Origin of the sequence: Neolewinella persica DSM 23188, from assembly GCF_000373105.1 — a bacterium.
Taxonomy (GTDB): Bacteria; Bacteroidota; Bacteroidia; order Chitinophagales; family Saprospiraceae; genus Neolewinella; species Neolewinella persica.
Map to the genome: position 1 here is coordinate 326,669 of NZ_KB890413.1, position 21,352 is coordinate 348,020.

At 50.2% G+C, this 21,352-nt stretch carries 20 protein-coding genes and 1 tRNA gene; 7 read left to right on the plus strand and 14 right to left on the minus strand.

What is annotated here, in order from left to right; translation table 11 throughout:
- Positions 1–217 precede the first annotated feature (217 nt).
- Positions 218–1,834, plus strand: coding sequence for a DUF6377 domain-containing protein (locus B036_RS0101425; RefSeq protein ID WP_020566901.1), 1,617 nt, complete (start codon positions 218–220; stop codon positions 1,832–1,834).
- Between the two features lie 687 nt (positions 1,835–2,521).
- On the opposite strand, the gene uvrA is transcribed toward B036_RS0101425, so the two are convergent.
- Together uvrA and B036_RS0101440 are read right to left on the minus strand one after the other, a co-directional pair.
- On the minus strand, positions 2,522–5,452 hold the full coding sequence (uvrA, locus tag B036_RS0101435) for an excinuclease ABC subunit UvrA (protein WP_026231570.1): 2,931 nt from the start codon (positions 5,450–5,452) through the stop codon (positions 2,522–2,524).
- A gap of 231 nt (positions 5,453–5,683) precedes the next feature.
- The gene (locus tag B036_RS0101440; RefSeq protein WP_020566903.1) at positions 5,684–6,682 is read right to left on the minus strand and encodes a hypothetical protein; all 999 of its coding nucleotides are present in this window, start codon (positions 6,680–6,682) and stop codon (positions 5,684–5,686) included.
- A gap of 326 nt (positions 6,683–7,008) precedes the next feature.
- On the opposite strand from B036_RS0101440, the gene B036_RS0101445 reads away from it, so the two are divergent.
- Positions 7,009–7,947: a 3-keto-disaccharide hydrolase gene (locus tag B036_RS0101445; protein ID WP_157471985.1), complete on the plus strand. Its 939-nt coding sequence runs from the start codon at positions 7,009–7,011 to the stop codon at positions 7,945–7,947.
- Between the two features lie 35 nt (positions 7,948–7,982).
- Here the strand turns inward: B036_RS0101445 and B036_RS0101450 are convergent, their stop codons facing one another.
- The 8 genes from B036_RS0101450 to B036_RS0101485 all read right to left on the minus strand — a co-directional run bounded on the left by B036_RS0101450 (position 7,983) and on the right by B036_RS0101485 (position 13,100).
- Positions 7,983–8,186, minus strand: coding sequence for a cold-shock protein (locus B036_RS0101450; RefSeq protein WP_020566905.1), 204 nt, complete (start codon positions 8,184–8,186; stop codon positions 7,983–7,985).
- A 121-nt stretch (positions 8,187–8,307) separates the two neighbouring features.
- Positions 8,308–8,913: a hypothetical protein gene (locus tag B036_RS0101455; protein ID WP_157471986.1), complete on the minus strand. Its 606-nt coding sequence runs from the start codon at positions 8,911–8,913 to the stop codon at positions 8,308–8,310.
- Between the two features lie 178 nt (positions 8,914–9,091).
- A complete protein-coding gene (locus tag B036_RS0101460; protein ID WP_020566907.1) occupies positions 9,092–9,568 on the minus strand; it encodes an ExbD/TolR family protein in 477 nt (158 codons plus the stop codon).
- A gap of 126 nt (positions 9,569–9,694) precedes the next feature.
- Complete coding sequence (locus tag B036_RS0101465) at positions 9,695–10,252, minus strand: ExbD/TolR family protein (RefSeq protein ID WP_020566908.1); 558 nt, start codon at positions 10,250–10,252, stop codon at positions 9,695–9,697.
- A gap of 23 nt (positions 10,253–10,275) precedes the next feature.
- Entirely contained in the window at positions 10,276–10,788 is a 513-nt protein-coding gene (locus tag B036_RS0101470; protein ID WP_020566909.1) for a hypothetical protein, read from the minus strand.
- A 31-nt stretch (positions 10,789–10,819) separates the two neighbouring features.
- A complete protein-coding gene (locus tag B036_RS0101475; protein WP_245557431.1) occupies positions 10,820–11,533 on the minus strand; it encodes a MotA/TolQ/ExbB proton channel family protein in 714 nt (237 codons plus the stop codon).
- 472 nt (positions 11,534–12,005) lie between these two features.
- Positions 12,006–12,092 (minus strand) — tRNA-Ser (locus B036_RS0101480).
- A 123-nt stretch (positions 12,093–12,215) separates the two neighbouring features.
- Positions 12,216–13,100 carry a TatD family hydrolase gene (locus B036_RS0101485; RefSeq protein ID WP_245557432.1) on the minus strand — a complete coding sequence of 295 codons (885 nt, stop codon included), beginning with the start codon at positions 13,098–13,100 and terminating at the stop codon, positions 12,216–12,218.
- A 205-nt stretch (positions 13,101–13,305) separates the two neighbouring features.
- Here B036_RS0101485 and B036_RS0101490 point away from each other — a divergent pair, with 205 nt between their 5' ends.
- The 3 genes from B036_RS0101490 (at position 13,306) to B036_RS0101500 (ending at position 15,305) form a co-directional block, all read left to right on the plus strand.
- Complete coding sequence (locus B036_RS0101490) at positions 13,306–13,974, plus strand: ribonuclease H1 domain-containing protein (RefSeq protein WP_020566912.1); 669 nt, start codon at positions 13,306–13,308, stop codon at positions 13,972–13,974.
- A 292-nt stretch (positions 13,975–14,266) separates the two neighbouring features.
- The gene (locus tag B036_RS0101495; protein WP_020566913.1) at positions 14,267–14,719 is read left to right on the plus strand and encodes an FKBP-type peptidyl-prolyl cis-trans isomerase; all 453 of its coding nucleotides are present in this window, start codon (positions 14,267–14,269) and stop codon (positions 14,717–14,719) included.
- Between the two features lie 58 nt (positions 14,720–14,777).
- The gene (locus B036_RS0101500) at positions 14,778–15,305 is read left to right on the plus strand and encodes a TrmH family RNA methyltransferase (RefSeq protein ID WP_020566914.1); all 528 of its coding nucleotides are present in this window, start codon (positions 14,778–14,780) and stop codon (positions 15,303–15,305) included.
- Between the two features lie 578 nt (positions 15,306–15,883).
- On the opposite strand, the gene B036_RS0101505 is transcribed toward B036_RS0101500, so the two are convergent.
- The 4 genes from B036_RS0101505 to B036_RS0101520 form a co-directional block, all read right to left on the minus strand.
- On the minus strand, positions 15,884–17,308 hold the full coding sequence (locus B036_RS0101505; RefSeq protein WP_020566916.1) for a tetratricopeptide repeat protein: 1,425 nt from the start codon (positions 17,306–17,308) through the stop codon (positions 15,884–15,886).
- Positions 17,309–17,497: 189 nt separating this feature from the next.
- Positions 17,498–17,971: a hypothetical protein gene (locus tag B036_RS0101510; RefSeq protein ID WP_026231574.1), complete on the minus strand. Its 474-nt coding sequence runs from the start codon at positions 17,969–17,971 to the stop codon at positions 17,498–17,500.
- 4 nt (positions 17,972–17,975) lie between these two features.
- A complete protein-coding gene (locus tag B036_RS0101515) occupies positions 17,976–18,359 on the minus strand; it encodes a hypothetical protein (RefSeq protein WP_020566918.1) in 384 nt (127 codons plus the stop codon).
- The gene (locus B036_RS0101520; protein ID WP_020566919.1) at positions 18,352–18,909 is read right to left on the minus strand and encodes an RNA polymerase sigma factor; all 558 of its coding nucleotides are present in this window, start codon (positions 18,907–18,909) and stop codon (positions 18,352–18,354) included. The genes B036_RS0101515 and B036_RS0101520 overlap by 8 nt, the downstream gene beginning before the upstream one ends.
- A gap of 164 nt (positions 18,910–19,073) precedes the next feature.
- Here B036_RS0101520 and B036_RS0101525 point away from each other — a divergent pair, with 164 nt between their 5' ends.
- Both B036_RS0101525 and lpxK read left to right on the plus strand, forming a co-directional pair.
- Complete coding sequence (locus tag B036_RS0101525) at positions 19,074–19,922, plus strand: carboxypeptidase-like regulatory domain-containing protein (RefSeq protein ID WP_020566920.1); 849 nt, start codon at positions 19,074–19,076, stop codon at positions 19,920–19,922.
- A 137-nt stretch (positions 19,923–20,059) separates the two neighbouring features.
- Entirely contained in the window at positions 20,060–21,127 is a 1,068-nt protein-coding gene (lpxK, locus tag B036_RS0101530) for a tetraacyldisaccharide 4'-kinase (RefSeq protein ID WP_044101549.1), read from the plus strand.
- Positions 21,128–21,352 lie beyond the last annotated feature (225 nt).

Consider the following 21,352-nt stretch of genomic DNA (forward strand, 5'->3'; position numbering starts at 1 on the left):
TAAGCTTTTAAGGCTTGAACAGGGCCAATGTCGGTGTTTAACCAAAACCTTGTACCTGCGGCCGCGCCTCTTCCTTCTCCTAATTAATTTCAATGAGCAACCACTTATTTCGTCCGATTATGTGATCCCAATAAAGAGGTTTTCCCAATATCTGCGCTATTTAACGGATATTGTGGCAAGGTGCCGAGATTCTCGGTAGGTGGCCATTTCCGGTTTTATGAAGTTGTTGCGTGAAGTTCTAATCTGTTGTTTACTGTGTTGCCTGCCGGCAACAGGGGCTACGCAATTAGACTCATTACTCAACGTACTGGACACTGAACTAGAACAACGAAACACCTACCTCGCCCAAAAAGAAGCACAGCTACAACAGTTGGACCAACAGAGGAGACAAGCAACCAGCCTTGAAGAAAAATTCGAAATTACTCTGGAAAAGGTAGCGGCCCTGGAATCTTTCTCCTTTACCCGGGCTAGTAAGGAGGTTTGTCGACTTGATTCCATAGCGCGCCAGTTGGCGGACCCAAGAAAAATAGACCTTGCGCAGCTTAAAGAGTCCTTCATTTTCCTTTCCGCGGGTATGTTCAATGAAGCCATTGACAGTCTTCACACCATCGATCTGAATAATTTTAACAGCCGGCTTAAGGCAGAGTATTATGCGTCTCTGGCCAGGTGCTATATCGACCTGTCTGACAACTACCCCAGCTCTGTCCTGAGTGGTCATAGCAGAAACCAGGCGGCCACCTACCTGGATTCAGCCATTCTGTACGTTGCTCCCGATACGATTGAATACCTCTCCCTACTTGTGAATAAGGCCGTTGCCGAACACAATCCTGAAGCAGGGATCAGGGTCTACCACCAAATTTGCAAACACCCGGATGCCACCGTTCGCCTGATGGCCAAAGAACATGGTGGCGCTGCCATCAATTATCGATTGCTGAACAGGAACGATTCCGCTCGCATCGCCGTTGTGAAATCTGCAATTGCAGACGAACGTACGGTAACGCGGGAAGCGATTTCGCTGGTTCGGGTCGCCCGCTACGCCTACGAAATTGGCGACTATGAACGTTCGGGCAGGTACATAAAGATTGGACTGGAAAATGCCAATTTTTTCGGCGCTCAACATCGTAAGATTGAAGTATTGGAAATACTCCCACTAATCGAAGAAGAGCGGCAACAGCTTTTGCGGAGTCAGCGCAAGCAGTTCATTATTTTCAGCTCGTTACTTTCCATACTACTCCTGTTGGCCATATGGCTCATTAGGCGGACCATCCACCAAAACCAGGAACTTAAGGAACGACGCCAGGCCTTACTAAATACTTACCAACAATTGCGGCAAAACAATACCGCCCTGCGCGAATCAGAACGCATCAAGGAACAGTACATTGGTCACTTCTTTCAAACCAACACGAAATTCATCACTACCGCTAAAAAGGTGATTGACAAGGCGACGAAGGCCATTTATGCTGCGGATTTCAAAGAAGCCAAATTTCAGCTTAAGTCTTTTAATGCCAAACAACAGAACAAGCAGTTGCTGCGCGATTTTGATCAGGTCTTCCTTACCCTGTTTCCCAACTTTGTACCGAAGTTCCATGCTTTATTCCCATCCGATCAAATCTGGCAAGACGACGAGCAGGAAGAACTTTCCACGGAGATCAGGATATTCGCCCTGATGCGGTTGGGAATAAAAAACAACGATACGATCTCAAAAATCCTTGGGTACTCCGTAAACACTATTTATGCTTACCGCAGTAAAGTCCGGGGAAAATCGTTGTTGGAAAAGGATGCCTTCGACCAGGCCGTAATGAACATTTCTTCAACCAAAGCCCCGGAAGAATAGAAAATGCCGCCTCCACCAGGAAGCGGCATTGTTTTAAAAAAACTACTTTTCGAGTCGCACATCGTGCGAAAAAATCATACTCACTGTAATTATCAATCAAGGTTGCTACAGCGTCGGATCATTTAGGAGGAATACTCTAACTAAAGGCAGTACTATTACGCTACAGCAACAATACAATAATCAGGCATCTGAACGGATGCTGCAAGGAGAAAATGGGCAGATATAGAATTATAGAAGCACACACAAACACAAACAGTTGATAATCAGCAAAATACCCCAAAACATATCGCCCCTGAATATAGATAGTTTCAAGCTGGTTTTTGAGTAATTTGTACATGACACAACGTGTCCTCATCGGTTTATTCTTCTTCTAACATTGGTACGTTCGTAGAGCTTGACGCTGATCTGGTGGGAGAGGACGGCACGGGTCCAGCCATGTTGGGCGGATATTTCTAGGTAGAAGAGACGAACTTCCATACCGAATCCTTTTCCCAATAGAAGAATCAAAGAACGGTTCACCTGTTGTATCGCATGAACACGAGCTCGTTGGACCGTGGTTTTCAACTCGGCAAGCAGGGAAGTATAGGGTGTTGACATAGGATGGGATTAGTTTCTCATGAATGTAGAAACTAATTAAATGCAAAACAAAAAGTTTTATACATTTACTTCAAGCACTTTTCTTCCACCTTACTTCAGCTCCTCCGCCAAAAAACGACCAGTATGGCTCTCCTCCACCTTAGCAATCTGTTCTGGTTTTCCTTTGGCCACCACGCTACCACCGCCGCGTCCTCCTTCGGGGCCCATGTCTATGATGTAGTCGGCCACCTTGATCACGTCCATCGTATGCTCAATTACAATGACGGTATTCCCTTTTTCTACCAAGCCCTGCAGCACACGCAGTAAGTACTGAATATCTTCGAAATGAAGGCCTGTCGTTGGTTCATCCAGGATGTAGCAAGTCTGGCCCGTCGCCCGCTTACTTAGTTCTTCCGACAGCTTGACCCGCTGAGCCTCTCCTCCAGACAGTGTCGTGGCACGTTGCCCCAAAGTGATGTACCCCAGCCCAACGTCGTTCAGGGTTTTCAACCGACGGTAAATTTTCGGGATCGGCTGAAAGAACTCACTAGCTTCGGCTACCGACATGTCCAGTACGTCGTTGATCGATTTACCTTTATACAGTATCTCCAGTGTCTCCCGGTTAAAGCGCTTCCCCAGGCAGGTTTCGCATTCCACCTCCACATCTGGCAGGAAGTTCATTTCGATCGTTCGACTACCGCTACCCTTGCAATCTTCACAACGACCTCCTTTGACGTTAAAACTAAACCTTCCGGGTTTATAGCCCCGGATCTTAGCTTCAGGCAGGTTCGTAAACAAAGCACGAATATCGGTAAACACCCCGGTATAGGTCGCCGGATTAGACCTGGGCGTACGACCAATCGGGCTCTGATCGATATCAATCACTTTGTCGATATGCTCCAGCCCCTTGACCGTTTTATAGTCCATCGGTCGCTTCACACTGTTGTAGAAGTGCTGGCGCAAAATAGGGTACAGCGTTTCGTTGATCAATGTCGATTTCCCGGACCCACTCACCCCCGTCACACAAGTAAAAGTGCCCAAAGGGATCTTGATCTTAACGTTTTTCAGGTTGTTACCAGAAGCTCCTTTGAGTTCCAGGAAATTCCCGTTGCCTTTACGGCGAGTCTCGGGGATTTCGATCTTCTTGCGCCCCGACAGGTAATCACTGGTGATGCTACCCGCGTTTTTCTTGAGGAGAAATTCTTTTGGCTTCCCAGCAGTGACAACTGCTCCGCCCTTTACCCCCGCCCCCGGTCCGAGGTCCAGCAAGTAATCGCTGGCCATCATGATGTCTCTGTCGTGCTCCACAACCAGCACTGTATTTCCAATGTCAGTTAGGTCACGCAGGGCACGGATCAGCCGCATGTTATCGCGTTGGTGCAGGCCGATGCTCGGCTCATCGAGGATATAAGTAATTCCCGTCAGCTGGCTACCGATCTGCGTTGCCAGACGAATTCGCTGGGCTTCTCCCCCGGAGAGGGAGCGGCCGGGCCGGTCAAGACTCAGGTAGCCCAGCCCAACGTGCAAAAGAAACCGGAGGCGGAAACGAATTTCCTTTAGGATGTCCGTGGCAATCAGGGTCGTCCGTTCGTCCATCCCATCCTCTGCGGTTTCCATCCACTCTCCGAGTTCTCCCAGATCCATCCGGGCCAGGTCGCTAATGGTGGCCTCCTTGATTTTGTAGTTGCGGGCTTCCTTACGCAGTCGGGCACCTTCACATTCCGGGCACTCGTCAACGGTCATGAAGTCCTCCGCCCAGGTACGGATTCGCTCACTGGTTGTTTCTTCGTACCACCGGGTGATCATGTTAAACAGGCCGTTCTTGCGCACGTCCCACACCATATCGTGGGCAATTCGGTCGTACTTACTTTTCTTTTGGCGGCCGGGCTTTTTGTCTTCGCCGTGGAGCAGCACGTTCAACCCCGCTTCGGGTAATTTACTGATCGGATCCGTCAGCTTAAACTTATAAGCTTTAGCGATTTCTTTAACCTGTTTGAAGGTGCTGTTATCCCGGTCCTCTCCCAGCGGTGCCAACCCGCCTTTATTGATGCTGAGGCTGCGGTCGGGGATGATCTTATCAATGTCCGGGCTATTTACCTGCCCCAGCCCCTTACAGTTCTTGCAATACCCGTAAGGGGAGTTGAAGCTAAAGGTGTTCGGGCTAGGTTCTTCGTAGGAGAGGCCGTTCTCAGCGTCCATCAGGTTCTTGGAGTACGGAGAGGTTTCGCCGGTATCCGCGTCTTGTACAAGCACCAGCCCGTCACCCATTTTCAGGGCCGTTTGTAAGCTTTGGCTCAGTCGGTCCAGCCGGTCAGGTTGCATCTTCAGCCGGTCGATGACGAGTTCAATGTCATGAACTTTGTAGCGGCTGACCTGCATCCCTTCCTTGAGGTCCACGATCTCGCCGTCCGTCCGCACTTTGGTGTACCCCTGTTTGCGGACCTGCTCGAACAACTCCCGGTAATGTCCTTTACGGCCACGTACCAAAGGGGCCAGGACGATGAGCTTTTTGCCCGCATATTGCTCGGCAATCTGTTCCTTCATCTGCTCCTCGGTATACCGGAGCATAGGTTTTCCGCTGATGTAGCTGTAGGCCGTACCGGCGCGGGCGAAAAGGAGGCGCAGGAAATCATAGATTTCCGTTACGGTGCCAACCGTGGAGCGCGGACTCCGGTTGGTGGTTTTTTGTTCGATGGAGATGACGGGACTCAGCCCGGTGATCTGCTCCACATCCGGCCGTTCCATTGTGCCCATGAACTGACGGGCGTAGCTGCTGAAAGTTTCCATGTATCGCCGTTGGCCTTCGGCGTAGATGGTATCGAAGGCCAGGCTGGACTTACCACTGCCGCTCAGTCCCGTAATCACGACGAGTTGGTTACGGGGAAGTTCTACGGAGATATCCTTGAGGTTGTTCTCCTTAGCACCGATCACGGTAAGAAAGCGTTCGGCGTGGGGGAGTTCCCCATTTTTAGCCTTCTGTTTCCTGGGCGCGGACGCTGGTGCAGAGGACGTTGAAGGAGCAGTGGATTTGGCGCGGGGCATAGTCTTTCTTTCGCCAACCGGCGGACCTTCCGCCGGGGCTATTTTTGCAACGGATCAAAGGTAGGAAGGTTGGGGAACTTTTTGTGTAAAAATTTAGTCTTTACACCAATAAGTAACTTATGCACCATCGCAGGTAGCTCCGGGTGCGCTTCGCGCCTTCCTCCGGCGGTTAGCCGGATAGCTCAAAAGCCTCAACCGCCCTTTGCACCTGCGGCCCCGCCCAATAAGCCTTTACAACTTCCGCATACTTTTAGTAACGCTTTGAAACAGCTCCTGGTCCCCCTCAAAAATATTCTTTTTTACGTCAAAAACATAAGCTACATCAGGATTAGAAAGGCCAAATCGTATCTTTTCATAATATTCTTCCAGCGACTCCATACCAAGCATTTCTCGCGTCTGCTTGACTAACATCAAATCTTCGTTGCTGAGTATGGGGACGTACCAATCTGAATTCTTCCCGTTTATTCTAAAGCTCAACACCGTGAAGACCCCCGTCTTAAATTGGCCCTTTTGCATTTCCAGCCACAGGCCACATTTGTTTGGCAGGATCTTTCCCGCCTGCACCAGGCTGATCAGCTCAGGGGTAACGACCCGCTTTTGTGTTTTCACTGATGTCGACTGACAGTAATGATGAAAAATGATGTCCATGGGCTGCTTTCCCCTAATGTCCTGCACCCCAATTTTCGCCTCCCCCGGAAACCGATTATTGGCAATCAAATCTAATAAGGCAGCAATATTGATGCTGTCAATATGATTGATGGTATCGCCATAAACATCGTAGCTGCCTTCTTTAGTCCGGAAATACTGGTCATCCCGGGCAAGTCCTTCCAACCTGGCTCTTAATTCACGCTCAGGAACCTTCGCTTTTTTATTGGCAGCTAAAAAAGCCTGCCAGCGCGGATCATTATTCTGTTTGTTGAAAACCTTAAGACTTTTCAGGTAATCATTAGACAGGTTCTTGGGGAGCAGTAATTCGAGCAGCTCAAAAAAACAGCCTGTCTCTTTCAATTCATCAGCGAGAAGTAAGGCATTGTAAACATCCTTCACAAAGTTGCCCTTTGCGGAAATCAACACCTCCTGATATTTATCCAGTGCTTCCTGTTTTTGCCCCCTGACCAGCTTCAACTCAGCAGCATGGATACTTTTTTGGTAGGCACGATAATCCTGGATTTGCCCAAATAAGGGAACACCTGCCAGGACCAGCAGGACGAGAACAAACATGTTTTTCATGGTTAATAGGTTGATCGGTGAACACGAAATGAGGTCGCTCGTAAGTCAAACGGCGCTTACAACAAATATAAATAAAGTCCTCTGTTCCTTTCTTCTGCCTTACATCCGCTCCAAACCATACCCTGGAAGTTCCGGCATCGACTTAGACCGAAACAATAGAAATCTCTTCTTGCTCCTCAATGCAGATCTTTGCACCAGCCCCGATAGCTATCGGGACGCCCTACCCATCCTCCCTACCACAAATCTCTCAGACCCTATCCCAAAAGTTGATCCGTTTGCTAAATCCCCGGTTCAGATGGTAGCTTTAGCGTACAAAAACACCCATCGTGCAAAAAGTTATTCTTCTCCTCTTAGCCTGTTTCTTGTCTTTATCACTCTCGGCCCAGCGAAGCGTCCAGATGGACACCATCAAAGAAGGTATTAAATGGGCCGCCGGGCTGACGCACGTTCCCCTGAAAAAAGAATGGACCAATCTTCTGGACGCAGACTTCACCCATTGGGATAAATTCATCGGGGTACCACACACTTCGGTCTCCTTGCCTGATGACGTGCCCAAAAGTGATGACGTCCGTAAGGGAACACCGTTGGGTCTGAATAATGATCCGCTCGGTGTGTTCACGATGATCAAAGAAGGCGGTGCAGACGTCCTTAAAATTAATGGCCAGATTTACGGCGGTCTCACCAGTAAGCAGGAATACGAAAATTATCACCTTAAACTGGAGTTCCGCTGGGGAGAAAAAAAGTGGGAGCCAAGGCTGGAACGTCAGCGGGACAATGGACTGCTCTACCACTGTACCGGCCCGCACGGGGGTTTCTGGAATGTTTGGATGAGCAGCCTCGAATTACAGATTCAGGAACGTGATATGGGTGACCTCTTTCTACTCGCCGGCCCCAGCGCCTGGGTCAGGACCACCAGCGAGGCAGACAGTAAATTCCCAACGTTCCGGCCCGACGGCGATCGTACTAAGGCAGGAAGAGATGGTGGTAAGGGGAGAATCATTCGGTCCTCAAACGAGGAAATGGCCCACGGAGAATGGAACACTATAGAACTGTACACGTTTGGTGACCGCGCGGTACACCTCGTTAATGGTAAAGTGGTCAATGCGATTGATGACGCCTACCTATTGGTAAATGGTAAGGAAGTCCCCCTGGTTCGGGGCAAGATCCAGCTTCAATCTGAAGCCGCTGACGCTTTTTTCCGGCGGGTACGCATCAAGTCAATTGACAAAATCCCTGCGGAGATTTTAAAGCAGGCCGGGTTTTAGACCGGGCGAAGCTTCGGAATGGTACAGACGGGCAACTAAGCCAGCATATGTCGGGTGATCTCGTCTGCATAATACCCCTGCTTGCCCTCTTTCAACTTAAACCGCACAACATCTCCTTTCCCGAGATTTCTATCCAGCATGTTTTTTGTTCGGAAATAAAACTCCTCCCGGGTATCCTGTAACCGGAGGTAACCGTAGCCTTTTTCCGAGAGGTAGAAGATGATGGTTCCTAGGTGCATGGTCAGGTTGTCAAATTATCGGGAGCCTAAGGAAATTGAAGTCCAAGACTTTTTCAAATCTACGGGGAAATCTTCAAAAGGGGTATCGAGGGTTTCATGACTAGTCCAATAGTCCAAATTACTATTTTGAGACCACCACCCCAATGCTGGCATAACCCCATCGCTGTCCGCCAAATATCCGATCCGACGGATTGCGTCCGGCATGAAATAATTCCCCCGTTCCGTTCCGGATATTGATTTCGGGCCGTAAGTGCCATTGCTGCAAACGAATATCAACCCCGACGGCTACCTCCAGAAAGGGCAATACCGGTGCGGGTTGTGGCCCTGTTTCCTGATCATTATTGTTTAGATCCAGAAGAAACCCAGCCCCTAAGCCCAGCAAGGGCCGAAAGCGTTGTTCCCCAAAGGTAATCTCCACCCTAATGGGCAGGAGCATAGCTATTGGATATATCTTTTCCCTGAAACTCATGGCTCCATCGTCCCCCATAAGGCGGTATACCGTTGTTTGTTGAGACATCAGAGAGGGGCGAATGCCTAGGGTAAAACGATCAATACGATACCCTATAAAGCCGTACAGTTCATAGCCATTGTCTCCTGCAACTCCCGTATTATCGGTGGGAGGGGCATTAAGCGGTAACCGTTCAATCTCCCATCCTGAACCTAAGGCGAGGCCACCTCCTACCACCAGTTCCTGGGCAGAAAGCAGTGGAGAGAAAAAGTACAGCAATTGTAAAAGAAAAATGTTTTGGATGCCCACCCTAGCATAAAGTTTCTACCCACTTAGCTATTACTTCCGTCAATACTTTTAACACTCTTGTCCTCAAGGAAAGGAACAGCCGGGCACAAAAAAGCCGCTTCTCCCTTGCGGAAAGAAGCGGCTCTTTATGTCCTAAGTTATGGGAGACTTAGTTTAGATCTTTGGCACGTTTACCGGCAGAGTAGTTGATTTTCAACTGTCCACTCTTACGGAGTTTAGTTTTTACGTCCTGTACGATACCCATCGTAACCTCACCATCAACCCTTAGGGAAGAAGTAATCCGGCTGCGCTTGGCTTCGGGGAGTTTTACTTTGTGCTGCTCGAGGAATAGCGGAATATCCTCTACGGTCGAAATTTTATCACCCAGCTGAATGCGGGGAGATGTTCCATACACTTCTGCGTACTGTTGGGTAGGACGACCGACGTAGATGTAATTAACCAGTGACTTTTCTTCCAGCTTAGTGAGCTGTGTAGCTTCCGGCGTGTTTACCTGCAACTTCAGATCGGAATCCCGCAGAACGGTTACCATCATAAAGAAGAAGAGCAACATGAAGATGATGTCGGGAAGAGAGGCCGTGGAGATAGCTGGCTTTGACTTACCGCGTTTTTTCTGGAACTTAGCCATTGGTTGATGCTTAAGAGTTGGGGGTGAACGACTTGTTTGGTCGTAAGATGCCACACATTGCGTGGCTGGTGGGCGAGGGAAATAAAAAACCGGGCCAGTTTACCGAAGCAAACCGGCCCGGGTTACTTATTTCTCTTCACCAAAATTGGTAGGCTCTGCTTCGGAGAGTACCATCGGAATTTCCGACTTGATGGCCTTACGCTGAGCGTAGGGCATCTCTTCGGAATAAGGCTCACCATAACGTTTACGTGAGAGTTCATCCCACAGTTCGTCATAGGCACCTTTGAGTTCGTTGTAGACGGCGAGGTACGTTTCGTAGTTCGTACCGCGATCATTCTTCAACGAGATGATGGCGTTCTTCGGAGATTCTGCCATATTCTCCATTCGACGAGGATTAGAGATGAATTCCTTTGCGTTTTCCCGCAGGTTTGCGAGGCGCATAGGCTCTTCCCGAACCAACAGTTGATTTTGCGCATTAACGAGTACGGAGTACACGTTACGCTCTTTCAACCTGGTGATATCGGGCTCTTCATCGGACCAGGGCGGCAACTTTACGAGGATACCCTTGTCTTCGGCGATCGTGGTAGTGACGAGGAAGAAAATGAGGAGCAGGAAGGCAATGTCTGCCATGGATCCTGCATTGATCTCATTACTCATCCGGTCTCTTGAATTGGTCTTAGCCATGGTCAGTAGAGGATTTAACGGAGTTACTTAAAGAGGCCGCGGATGCCAAATACCACCAAGGTGGCTATCGACAGGCCGAGCATTACCAGTGCCGCCAGGATGGCACCACTGATGAATTTCAGGTTACCGCTGGTAAAGTCCGTCTCCTGAGAGTCCATGAACTTATTAATGGCGTTCTGAATTTCGGGGGTTTCCTGGGAGATGTCACCGTTGGCAGTAGAATAGCCAAGGAAAACAATTACTCCAAGTACCGCCAGGCCAATGAGGCCTTTTAGAGAACCTTTAGGGTCGCCGGCAAATTGGGCGATACCAAAGATCAGCGCTACCACAAAGGCAAGACCTGTAAGGAACAAGGAGATGCCGAGGCCAAAGTCAAAGACTCCGGTTTCGTACTTCTCGGGTCCGGCGCTTTCAGACATCAGCAGTTCCATTTCGGCGTCGGTGCCGGAGAAAATGCTGATCAAAAAGATTGCTACAACCAGCACTCCAATCCCGAAAGCCAGCGCTTGACCGTATTTATTTAAAAATGCGTACATGCTATGATTGGATTTAATAATGAGGGCTGGTTTAAGCCTTAAAGCTGTTGTTGGTGGCCATGATGTCAACCAGGGCGATAGAAGAATCTTCCATCCGGTTAACGATACCGTCGATCTTGTTGATGATGTAGTTGTAAAGGATCTGGAGGATAATGGCCACAACCAGACCGAATACTGTGGTAAGGAGGGCTACCTTAATACCACCGGCTACTACCGCCGGAGAAAGGTCACCTACCGTTTCAATACGGTTGAAGGCCTGGATCATACCTACAACCGTTCCCATAAACCCAAGCATGGGTGCAATGGCAATGAACAGGGAGATCCAAACAAGACCGCGCTCAAGCAGACCCATTTGTACACTACCGTAAGAGACGATCGCTTTTTCAACAGCGTCAGGGCCTTCATTGGCGTGGCGCAGTCCTTCGTAAAGTACACTGGCGGTGGGGCCAGGTGTTGCTTTAGCTACTTCCTTAGCACCTTCCATGTCACCTTCTTCGAGGCGCTCACCGATGCGGGAGAGTAATTTATCCGTGTTAACGGAAGCGAGGTTGAGCGTAATGATACGTTCGATACAGAAGGCAAGTCCGAGAATCAGACAGACCAGTACGATCGCCATGAAGCGCCAGTCACCATCGATGAATTGCTTCTTGAGGATCTGAAAACCAGAGGAATCCTGAGCCGCAAGATCCGCGGCGGAAAATGCTACCAGCGTAAGAGCCGCCAGCGTTTTGGAAAGATGTCGCATAGCCAAGTTTGGGTTTAACGAATAGTTTGTGCGTGAAGAGAATAAGCCGAAATTGGCCCGTAGGCACATCGGTAAGTTGAATCTTGAACCGCCGTTGCGGTCAATTTGTGCGATAAGCACCGTGTAAAGTAAGGAAAGCTTGGGGTTTTCCAACCTTGTCCTTGAAAAATGTAGAGAGAAGGGTCACTCGACAAGATCGTAATCGCTGTATCTGAGTTTAAAATACGGCATAACGGTCATGAAAGATATTCCCTAGTTCCAAATTTTCAATGCGGAGAGAGGGATGACTCCCCTTGGTCGTGATCGCTGCGCTCTGAGTTCAAACTTCAGCAAGACGGTCTGGGGGGTATCCCTAGTTCCAAATTGTCAATGCGGAGAGAGAGGGATGACTCCCCTTGGTCGTGATCGCTGCGCTCTGAGTTCGAACACTGCGAGACGATCAGGGGAATTTCCTTCACCTTCCTTATCAATGCGGAGAGAGAGGGATTCGAACCCTCGAGACAGTTACCCGCCTATACGCTTTCCAAGCGCACCTCTTCAGCCACTCGAGCACCCCTCCGTTTAAGAATATTCCGGTCGGCTAAGATAACCATTCGTTAATGGCTTTGACCGGAATAGACGCAAAAATTGCAAAAACGATCAACAAAACAAAATTTATATTGGTAATCGTCCACAATAAAGGTCAGTTTATTACAACGCCAGTGGATGCCCAGGAGCATTCTGGCTTTACAAAGTGGTCAAGTTCAAAGAGTTGCCAAGCATTCTGATTAGTTTGTCGGGCAACTACCTCCGTTGAAGTTTCCCAGAGCTCCGCAACCTTTTCTGCCACAAAAGGGAGATAAGCGGTCTCATTACGTTTTCCGCGCTTCGGAACCGGTGCGAGGTAAGGCGCATCAGTTTCAAGCAAAATTCGCTCGCGGGGCAATTCACGCAGAACGGGTTCGAGGCCACCATTTTTGAAAGTGACCACTCCCCCGATGCCCAGATAGAAGCCTCGCTCAACTGCGTGGGTCGCCTGCTTCACGTCGCCGGTAAAACAATGGAAGACCCCCCTTAATTTGGGATCATCGATATCATCGATAATCTCCAATAATTCATCAATGGCCTTCCGTGCGTGAATACAAATTGGCAGGTCATAAGCAATTGCCCAGGCGCATTGCCTGCGAAAAGCTTCTTCTTGTTGCGCCTGGTAACTAGTGTCCCAATGAAGGTCCATCCCGATTTCACCGATCGCTACCCAGCGCCGTTGCGTCAGGTAAGCTTCCACTACGGCGAGCTCTTCCTCAAAATCCTCCTTTACACTCACCGGATGAAGACCGATCATTGCCAGGGTACTGTGGGGGTAATCCTGCTCCAGTTGCAACATCGCCTCGTGGCTACTGCGGTCTACCGCTGGTAATATGGATAAAGCGACGCCGGCAGCGTTCACTCTTTCCATCATTTCTGCCCGGTCAGCGGCGAACTTCGTACTGTAAAGGTGGGTATGTGTATCGATATACATATAAGGTAGACTATTGATGCGGACGGTATCCGTTTTGGTGGGCGAAGATAGGGGAAGAGGTTGCAAGTTACAGGTTGCAAGTAAAGGTTGCAGGTCATCAGGCGCGGCCGCAGGATGCAAGGAAAGTTTGCTAATCAGCAAAGGAAGAAGTCCGTAATACCTGCGACCTTTATCTTGCAACACTTGCAACACTTGCAACCTGCAACCCCTGCAACTTGCAACCTGCAACCCTGCAACTTGCAACCTGATAACTCGACCTTATCTTCGGGCCATGGCAAAAAAGCAAAAATTCTACGTTATCTGGCTAGGCCACGAGCCTGGGGTTTATACCGATTGGAATAAGGCCAAGCGACAAATCGACGGTTATAAAGGCGCTAAGTATAAATCCTTTCCCACCAGAGCTCAGGCGGAAGCGGCTTACGCCAATAGCTTCCACAACTACATCAAGGCGGCGAGCGATGCCGTTAACCGTCCTGCGCACCTGCGCCCGCGCCCAAAAACACCCCGGCGTGGAAACGCACCTTCCACCCCTACTATCCTTAGTCAGAGCATCAGCGTGGATGCTGCCTGCTCCGGCAACCCCGGTAAGATGGAGTATCAGGGAGTGACCACCTCCGGCAAGAAACAGCTTTTTCACCGCGCCTTTAAGCTGGGGACCAACAACATCGGTGAATTTCTGGCCCTGGTCCATGCGCTCGCCTTCCTGGCAGCCCAGGACATGCCCGATCTTCCTATTTACAGCGATTCTCAGATTGCCATCGGCTGGGTAAAAAAGGCCAAATGCAAAACCACCCTTGCCCGTGGCCCCAAAACGGAGGGCCTGTACGAATACATCGATCGGGCCGAGGCGTGGCTCAAGGCCAACAAGGTGACCAACCCCATCTATAAATGGGACACAAAGGCCTGGGGGGAGATTCCCGCGGATTTCGGTCGTAAATAAACTCCCCAGAGCTTCCTACTAAAAGTGCCCGTCAGCTAATCTGACGGGCATTTACTAATACAAACACTCATTTTAGCTATCTATTTGGTAGCTTTCCTGTATAACTTGAATTCTTTTCTTTGGTTCATCCAAGTCTATTTTCCTTCAAACTCCCGCCAGTGTTGTAGTTCAGGAGTTGAGCAATAGCGGCCGGACTACCAAAACTGCGTTAAAGCCACCTATTTACTTTCCACAACAAGGTTTCAGACAGCGAAGGGCCGTACTTTTACGTTTCCTTACAAACCAACTGAAAATGAAACTTTACTTTACCCTGTTCTTAGCTATTGTTTTTTTGGCCGCTGGCTGCACCAAAGAATCCTGCGCCGAAGAGAAAGGCCTGATCAGCATGGATCAATACCTCACTGATAACAACCTTTCCCCCGTAGAAGGGGAGGCCGGAATGCGGTACATCATCAATGAGCCCGGGGGAGCCGCCAGACCCTTGCCTACCGCCGAGGTAGTTGTCCGCTATCAGGGCCGCCAGACCAACGACGAAATTTTTGATCAAACCGTAGACGAGGCACGCAAATTTCGCCTCGATCGCCTTATCGGTGGTTGGCAACTAGGCATTCCATTAATTGGCGAAGGTGGCAAAATCACGCTTTTCCTCCCTTCTGCACTAGCTTACGGCCCAAGTGGCACGGGCGAGATATGCCCAAACTCAGAGTTGATCTTCGAAATAGAACTCGTCTCCTTCATCAATTAAGCGCTTGTTTGGAATTTTGGTTCCAAGCTGAGAGCTTGTTAGAAAAACAAGCGGTAACGTGCGACAACTCAAGCATCACGAGGTAAAAACTACTGGCAAACAATATCCAATCTGGCTGCTTTGTCCTGACTGGCGGGACCCACGCAACGTCGGTTCGGCCTTCCGGCTGGCCGAAGCGGCTGGCCTCGCCGGGCTGGTGCTGACCGGGTCGACCCCTCGCCCGCCACATGCCAAAATTGAAAAGACAGCGCGCTCTACCGTCCGGAGTGTGCCGCACATGTTTACCAACGACGTGACTACCTACCTTCGAAGTAAGGTAGCTGAGGGCGCCTACGTCCTGGCGCTGGAAATAACGGACGAAAGCACTTCGCTGTTGGAATTTCAATTGCCTGCAGCCGTCAGTTCGGGCCAACGGGAATTAATTCTTATTGCGGGAGCAGAAGACCATGGTGTTTCCCAAGAGATCCTGGCACTGTGTGCCGCCAGCGCTCACCTACCCATGCACGGGGTCAATACATCCATGAACGTTGCGGTAGCGCTTGGAGCGGGGGTTTATTTGCTGCTGTCGCAGTATCAGGAAGCCTAAAGATTGAATGAGTGAATTAATAGAATGGGAGAATGGCTGCTGCTGTTCCTACTTGCTGCACTACGCTTGCTCGCCAGAGTTTGAGTGTGCCGGGTCAGTTACTCCAGAAAAGGTAACCGAGAGCAGATTCTACTATATAGGGCAATTCATCAAACCTCTTCTCGACAATAATTGAAGTTAAATTAGCAAACCAATCATAGGGAGTGCCATTTACTCCTACATACACGATATATGGCACAAGTACGTCGTACTTGTGTTGTTTCCTGAAGGACCATTCTTGCTTTCTCTGAGTGTAAATAGTGTTGCCTATATACTGAGTCAAAAGGAAGCATTATTCATTTCTACGAAGTTTGAGCAAAGAAAAAGGCAAGCATAAAGCAGCGTATTCATGATGTATTATTGAAGGTAAAAACCCTATACCCTGCCCCACCCTGCTTGGTATGTCAGGGTACAGCATCTGTTTTGGTCCTTGTCAGCATCTCAGTTTCCAGTCATCTTTTCAAGGGAGAGTTTGATGAACATCTTCCATCTACGAGCAGACCGGCATAGGATAGGTGTATGGCATCACCTTACTTCCGCTACAGTTCCCGCGGCTTATAGAGTTCGAAGATGGCGTTGATCTCCCGGTCCTTACGCAGGTCTGGGAAAAAATCCAGCAGGATCTGGTGCCCTTCGTAGTATTCACTAAGGGCCTTATTGAGGTCATGCATGGCGGCCTTGCGGCGGTTCGCCATCAGGTTGATGGCAACGGAGCCGTAGGCCAGGCTCGTATCTTCGTAGCGCTCCATGGTTTCAGCCATTAGCGCAAAGGCTTCTGCGTCCCGTCCCTGATCAACAAAGAACACGGCCAAAGCGACCGTGGCATCGCTGAACCGGTCATCCATCTGGATGGCTTTACGGAAGGCAAATTCAGCCTCTTCAGCTTCATTGGTGGCGGCGTGGCACAGGGCAAGGCCCAGCCAGCAGTCTGGCGTATGGCCTTCTCGTTCTACGGCCCTGCCGTAGTTGTAGGCAGCTACGCCCCACTTTTCTTCGGCGACAAAACATTCTCCCAGATGTTGAAAGATGTCGTAGGCGTTACCGTTGAGTTCAACGGCTTTGAAGAAGGCAGTCTTCGCCTGGTCCAGATGTCCTAACAATTGGTAAGAGCGGCCTACCCGCATGAAGGTTTCGTAACTCTCCTCCGCATCATCTGACTCAAAGTAGGCAACGTAGGCCTTCAGCGCTTCCTCGTAGCGATCGAGGTCGAACAACTTATCAGCATATTCCAGGTCGTAGGCGGGGTTGGAGGAGTTCAACGATCGGGCGTTGGCGAAGGCTTCCAGCGCATCGTCCTCCCGGCCGTCGTCGTCGTACCACAGGCCGGAGTAATACCACAGCAGATCGTTGAAGGGGTCCTGGGCCAGCAACTCATCAAATAGTTTTCGCAGGTACTTCCGTTTCCCAAGTAATTCGTTGGCGTTCAGAAGTTCCTCCAGCGCTGGCTCCTGACTAGGGTCCAGGCGCACGGCGTCGCAAAGTGCCTGAAAGCTCTCGTCGTACCGAAACTCCTGAAGCAACAGCAGACCGTCAAAAAAAGCGAGCAGGCTTTGTTTCTCGTTTCCGGTCACCCGTTGCTGGAGTTGTTCCAGCACTTCCCGGGCCAGCTCCCTACGCTCGAAGTGCGTCAGGACCTCAAGCCGGAGCATTAGGGCTTCCTCATCGTTTGGTGCGTAAATGGATAGTTTTTCCAGTGCGCCAAAGGCTTCCTCTTCTTCCAGGTTGATCTTATGGATCAAGGCCTTCCATTTATAAAAATCGGGAGAAAAATTATGTTGCTCGATCGCCAGATCGGCTACTTGCAGCGTGCGGTCGTAATCAAAACTATCATAGTAATGTGACAGCAGTTCGTCAAATTCTTCCTGGGAAAGAAAGAGATTTTCCTGGCCGGAAGTGGCGGCCTCATAACGGGCTACCAGGGCTTTGAGCGCGAGGTCGCGCTTATCATTTCTTTTTTTGCTCATATAAGAAGCTCGGTTTCAGCATAGCGTCTCGCGCCATTGGCTGATACTCGTTCCCTAAAATACGATTTGCAGCGGAAAAAAGTTGCCAAGCCAGCATTTATTTTATTCCTAATGTCGCCACCTGGTGCAAACCGGCTTCAGGTTGGCACATTAATAATCAGGGAGTAGTCTGAATTTTCCAGCAAGCGCTTAGTTCCTCCTGCTTTTCCTGATTTCCCTGGTTCGCTCCCACAACAGCTTACGGAATTTCCGCTCCACCTCAGGCAGCTGGATGATTTTCCGAGCTGGCAGCACCTTCAGGAAAGCATCCTCGGCCTCAATGGATAAATTCAGGGACGCCTGCCGCCGGGCCTGGTGGTCGCGTAAGATTTTAAGTGCTTCGCCTTCAGTGAGGTCAGCAGGAGCAAAGTCTCTCTCCTTATTGCGCGTGCCCTCTTGCTTCAGCCGTTCATCATAAGACCAGAAGACGGGGAAGAAGGCATCAGCTTCCTTGTTCGTCAGCTCCAGCTCTTCGGTAATGTAGGCCTGGCGCGCTGCCTTGATTTTGGCAAAACGTTCCTCTCTCAATTCTTTACGGTCTGCTCCATTAGGTCGGTTGCCAGGTTGGGCTTGGGCTGCCACACTAACCAGGCAAAGCAGGAATACAAAAATCAACTGTTTCATTGTGTTATTCATTTACGGGAGCATTAGCGTAGAGTTCCGATTCAAAATCATCCAATTGATCGCTGATGTAAGCGTCGATGTCTTCCGCATCCAGATCTGCCAGCAGCATCTCACTTGAAGGCTGTTTGGTGGTGTCGTCTGCGGCCGTTTGCTTGCCATCCGTGGTCGGTAACAAAAGAAACGTGGCCAGCAACAGGAGCATCACCGCAGCGGCCGCAGCCCATCGGGTTCGTGCCATTGTCCTAACTGGCACCGGATTTCTGCCCTGACTCAGGGCCCGATTCGTCAGTTCGTCCAGATAATCGGGCGAGGGTACGCGAAAACCGTCACCTTTTTCGCGAAGGCCGGAAAGGAATTCTCCCAGGCGTGGTTCATCGTGATCAGACATACTCTTTAAGTTTTGCTTCAATTTTTTTCGCGGCCAGGTGGTAGCTGGCTTTAAGGCTTCCTTCGGACGTTCCGGTTATTTCGCAGATCTCCCGATAGGAGAGATCGTCAAAATAACGGAAGCTGAAAACAGCGCGTTGTTTGGGTGGCAGGGTGGCCAAGGCTTGTTGAAGCTGCAGTTGAGCAGCATCTCCATCAAAATAAGGATCAGCCATGAGTTGATTGGCTACCAGGCTAGACGGGTCTTCGGTACTGAAGCGTTGATGTCGCCGTTTCTTGCTTCTCAACCAGGTGAGCGCCTCGTTAGTGGCGACCCGGTAGAGCCAGGTACTCAGCTTACTGTCTCCCCGAAAATTGTCCAGCTTTCTAAACACTTTCACCAGCGTATTCTGCAATACATCATCCGCATCTGCGGAGGATTGGAGCATACGCATCAGGTGGCGGTGCAACAGCGGGCCGTACGCCCGGACCAAACTCCGGAAGGCTGCCTCGCTGCCCTGAGGGCTACGAAGTTGTTCCAGAATGGCGGTGTCTTCGGGGAGTTTGCTCATGCACGTTGGTGATCCGTCGGGTATTGGACGCCGGTAAGGTGGGAGAAGTTTAAGCACACAGGCAAAATTCTTTTCGGGGCGCGGCCGCAGGTGCAAAGGGAAGGTAAAAAAGCGGGGAAGTTGTACTTTGCGGGAACCTTATTAACCAATATAATCAGTGATCAATGCGATTTATACTATTCCTGATACTCCTCGTTTCCCATACCGTCTACGCACAAACAACGCTGATGGGTACCGTTACCGATGAAACGAATAGCTCCCCACTACATTTTGCCACCATCGCGGTAGTGGGCCAGCCCTACGGTACGCTTTCAGACGCTGACGGCAATTTTGTACTAACCTCGCCAATAACGCTTAATCCAAAAGTAAAAATACAGGTTAGCTTCCTGGGCTACGCGACCAGGGAATTCACCCTAAGCGAATTACGTAGCAGCGGGGACGTTTTACTCTCCACTCAAGGGGTTGACCTACCGATGGCCAACGTCCGAGCGGCCAACTCCGAGCCATTGACCGAAATCAGCCTGGGCCGAAGTGAAAGGAAAGCCTTCACCTTTTACCAAAGCATTTTTGAACAGACCTACCAGCTGGCAACCCGGATCAGTAATCCGGGAAAGCGGACGGGAATGCTCAGCAGTGTCCGCTACTATTTTGGTAAGGCTGCCAAAAAAGGTAAGCCCGTACGAATCAACTTTTACGCCATCGATCCTTCCTGTGACTGCCCAGGAAAAGCGCTTCACACAGGGTCCATCATTCCTGAGAAGACGAAAAAAGGTTGGAATAAACTAGACCTTACGGAAAATCTGGTGCTTCTGCCAGCCACCGATTTTTTCCTGTCCTTTGAGTGGCTGGGGCTGAGCAATACAAAATCGGCTGCCATCAATTTTAGTGTTGGCATGGTACCGGACCAAGCCGCGCAGCCCATTTACGAAAAGGTTGGCGGATCAAGCTGGCAAGAATCGGTAAAACGAGGAGCTTACCGGCCCCTGGTGCGCATACAAGGCAAGGTGGAGTAGTAAAATGCCGGCTGCGCCACTGCGCCAAAAAACCTCCCCTGCCCCTGCGGCCCCGCCCAAAACTTCTCCATCAAAGCAACCCTCTCCTCCAGAAATTTGTAGATGATACAATTCTGATTGGTAAATTGTACAACCCCTTGGTCCAAACCAAACTAGCCAAAGCCCTCCTTGCTCCCTTTTCCCTGCTCTATGGCCTGGGCGTCAGTTTTCGTAACTGGACCTATAGTCGCGGCCTGCAAAAAAGTATTTCTTTCTCTGTACCCGTCATTAGTGTTGGCAACCTGACGGTAGGTGGCGCAGGTAAGACCCCCCACATCGAGTACCTCATCAGGGGGCTGGAACCCTATCTCAACATAGCCACACTAAGCCGCGGCTACCGCCGCAAATCCAAGGGTTTCATCCACGTCCAACCCAACATGAACGCCGAGCAGGTAGGCGATGAGCCGCTGCAGTACGCACGTAAATTCCCCGGTCTCACCGTCACGGTAGCCGAAGAAAGGGCCTTCGCCATTCCAGAGATCATGGCACGTAAACCCGATACTCAATTAGTGTTGCTGGATGACGCCTTTCAGCACCGGGCCGTAAAACCAGGACTGAACATACTGCTAACGACCTTTGACAAGCCCTTTACCCAGGATTACCTTCTCCCCAGTGGCCGCCTCCGGGAATGGCGATCTGGATATGAGCGCGCTGACATCATCATCGTATCGAAATGCCCGCGTGAGCTGGACCGAGCTACTGCCGACGCCCTCATCGAAGAGATCGCCCCCCTGCCCCACCAGCGGGTTTTCTTCAGTTATTACGATTATGCACCGCCTTATTATATGCTCGATCATCGCTATCGGTTGAAAATGGAAGAGCAGGTCAGTGTCCTGCTCATTTCTGCTATTGCCAACACCGATTACCTGCTCGAACACCTGCACCAACTGAGCCCCCACGTACAAAGTCTCGACTACGAGGACCACCACTATTTTGACCGTCGCGACCTGGGGAACCTCCAGCTTCGCTTCCGCGAAATGCCGGGCAAACACAAGGCCATCATTACCACCGAAAAGGATGCTACCCGCCTGGAACTCCACCGGGAATTCATCGCCAAAGAGCGGCTGCCCATCTTCGTATTACCCCTCGCGGTACGCTTTCATTTCGGAGAAGGGCCTGATTTCGATGTCCTTGTCAGGGACTACTTGTTAAATTTCCAGGCTTAGAGTATCGGGTTGTCGGTTTATCCAGTTGTCGGGTCAGCGCAATTTGTAATTGCAATTGGACCAAAGGCTCTAGGAGCCGAGGGGAGCTTGGGATGCTACGTTCTGAAGTTGTCGGATTATCGGGTTGTCTAACCCAACAACTTGACACCCCGACAACCGACAACTTGATACCCCGACAACTCGACAACCCGATAACTTGATTTTTTTCCGTATCTCTACGTCATA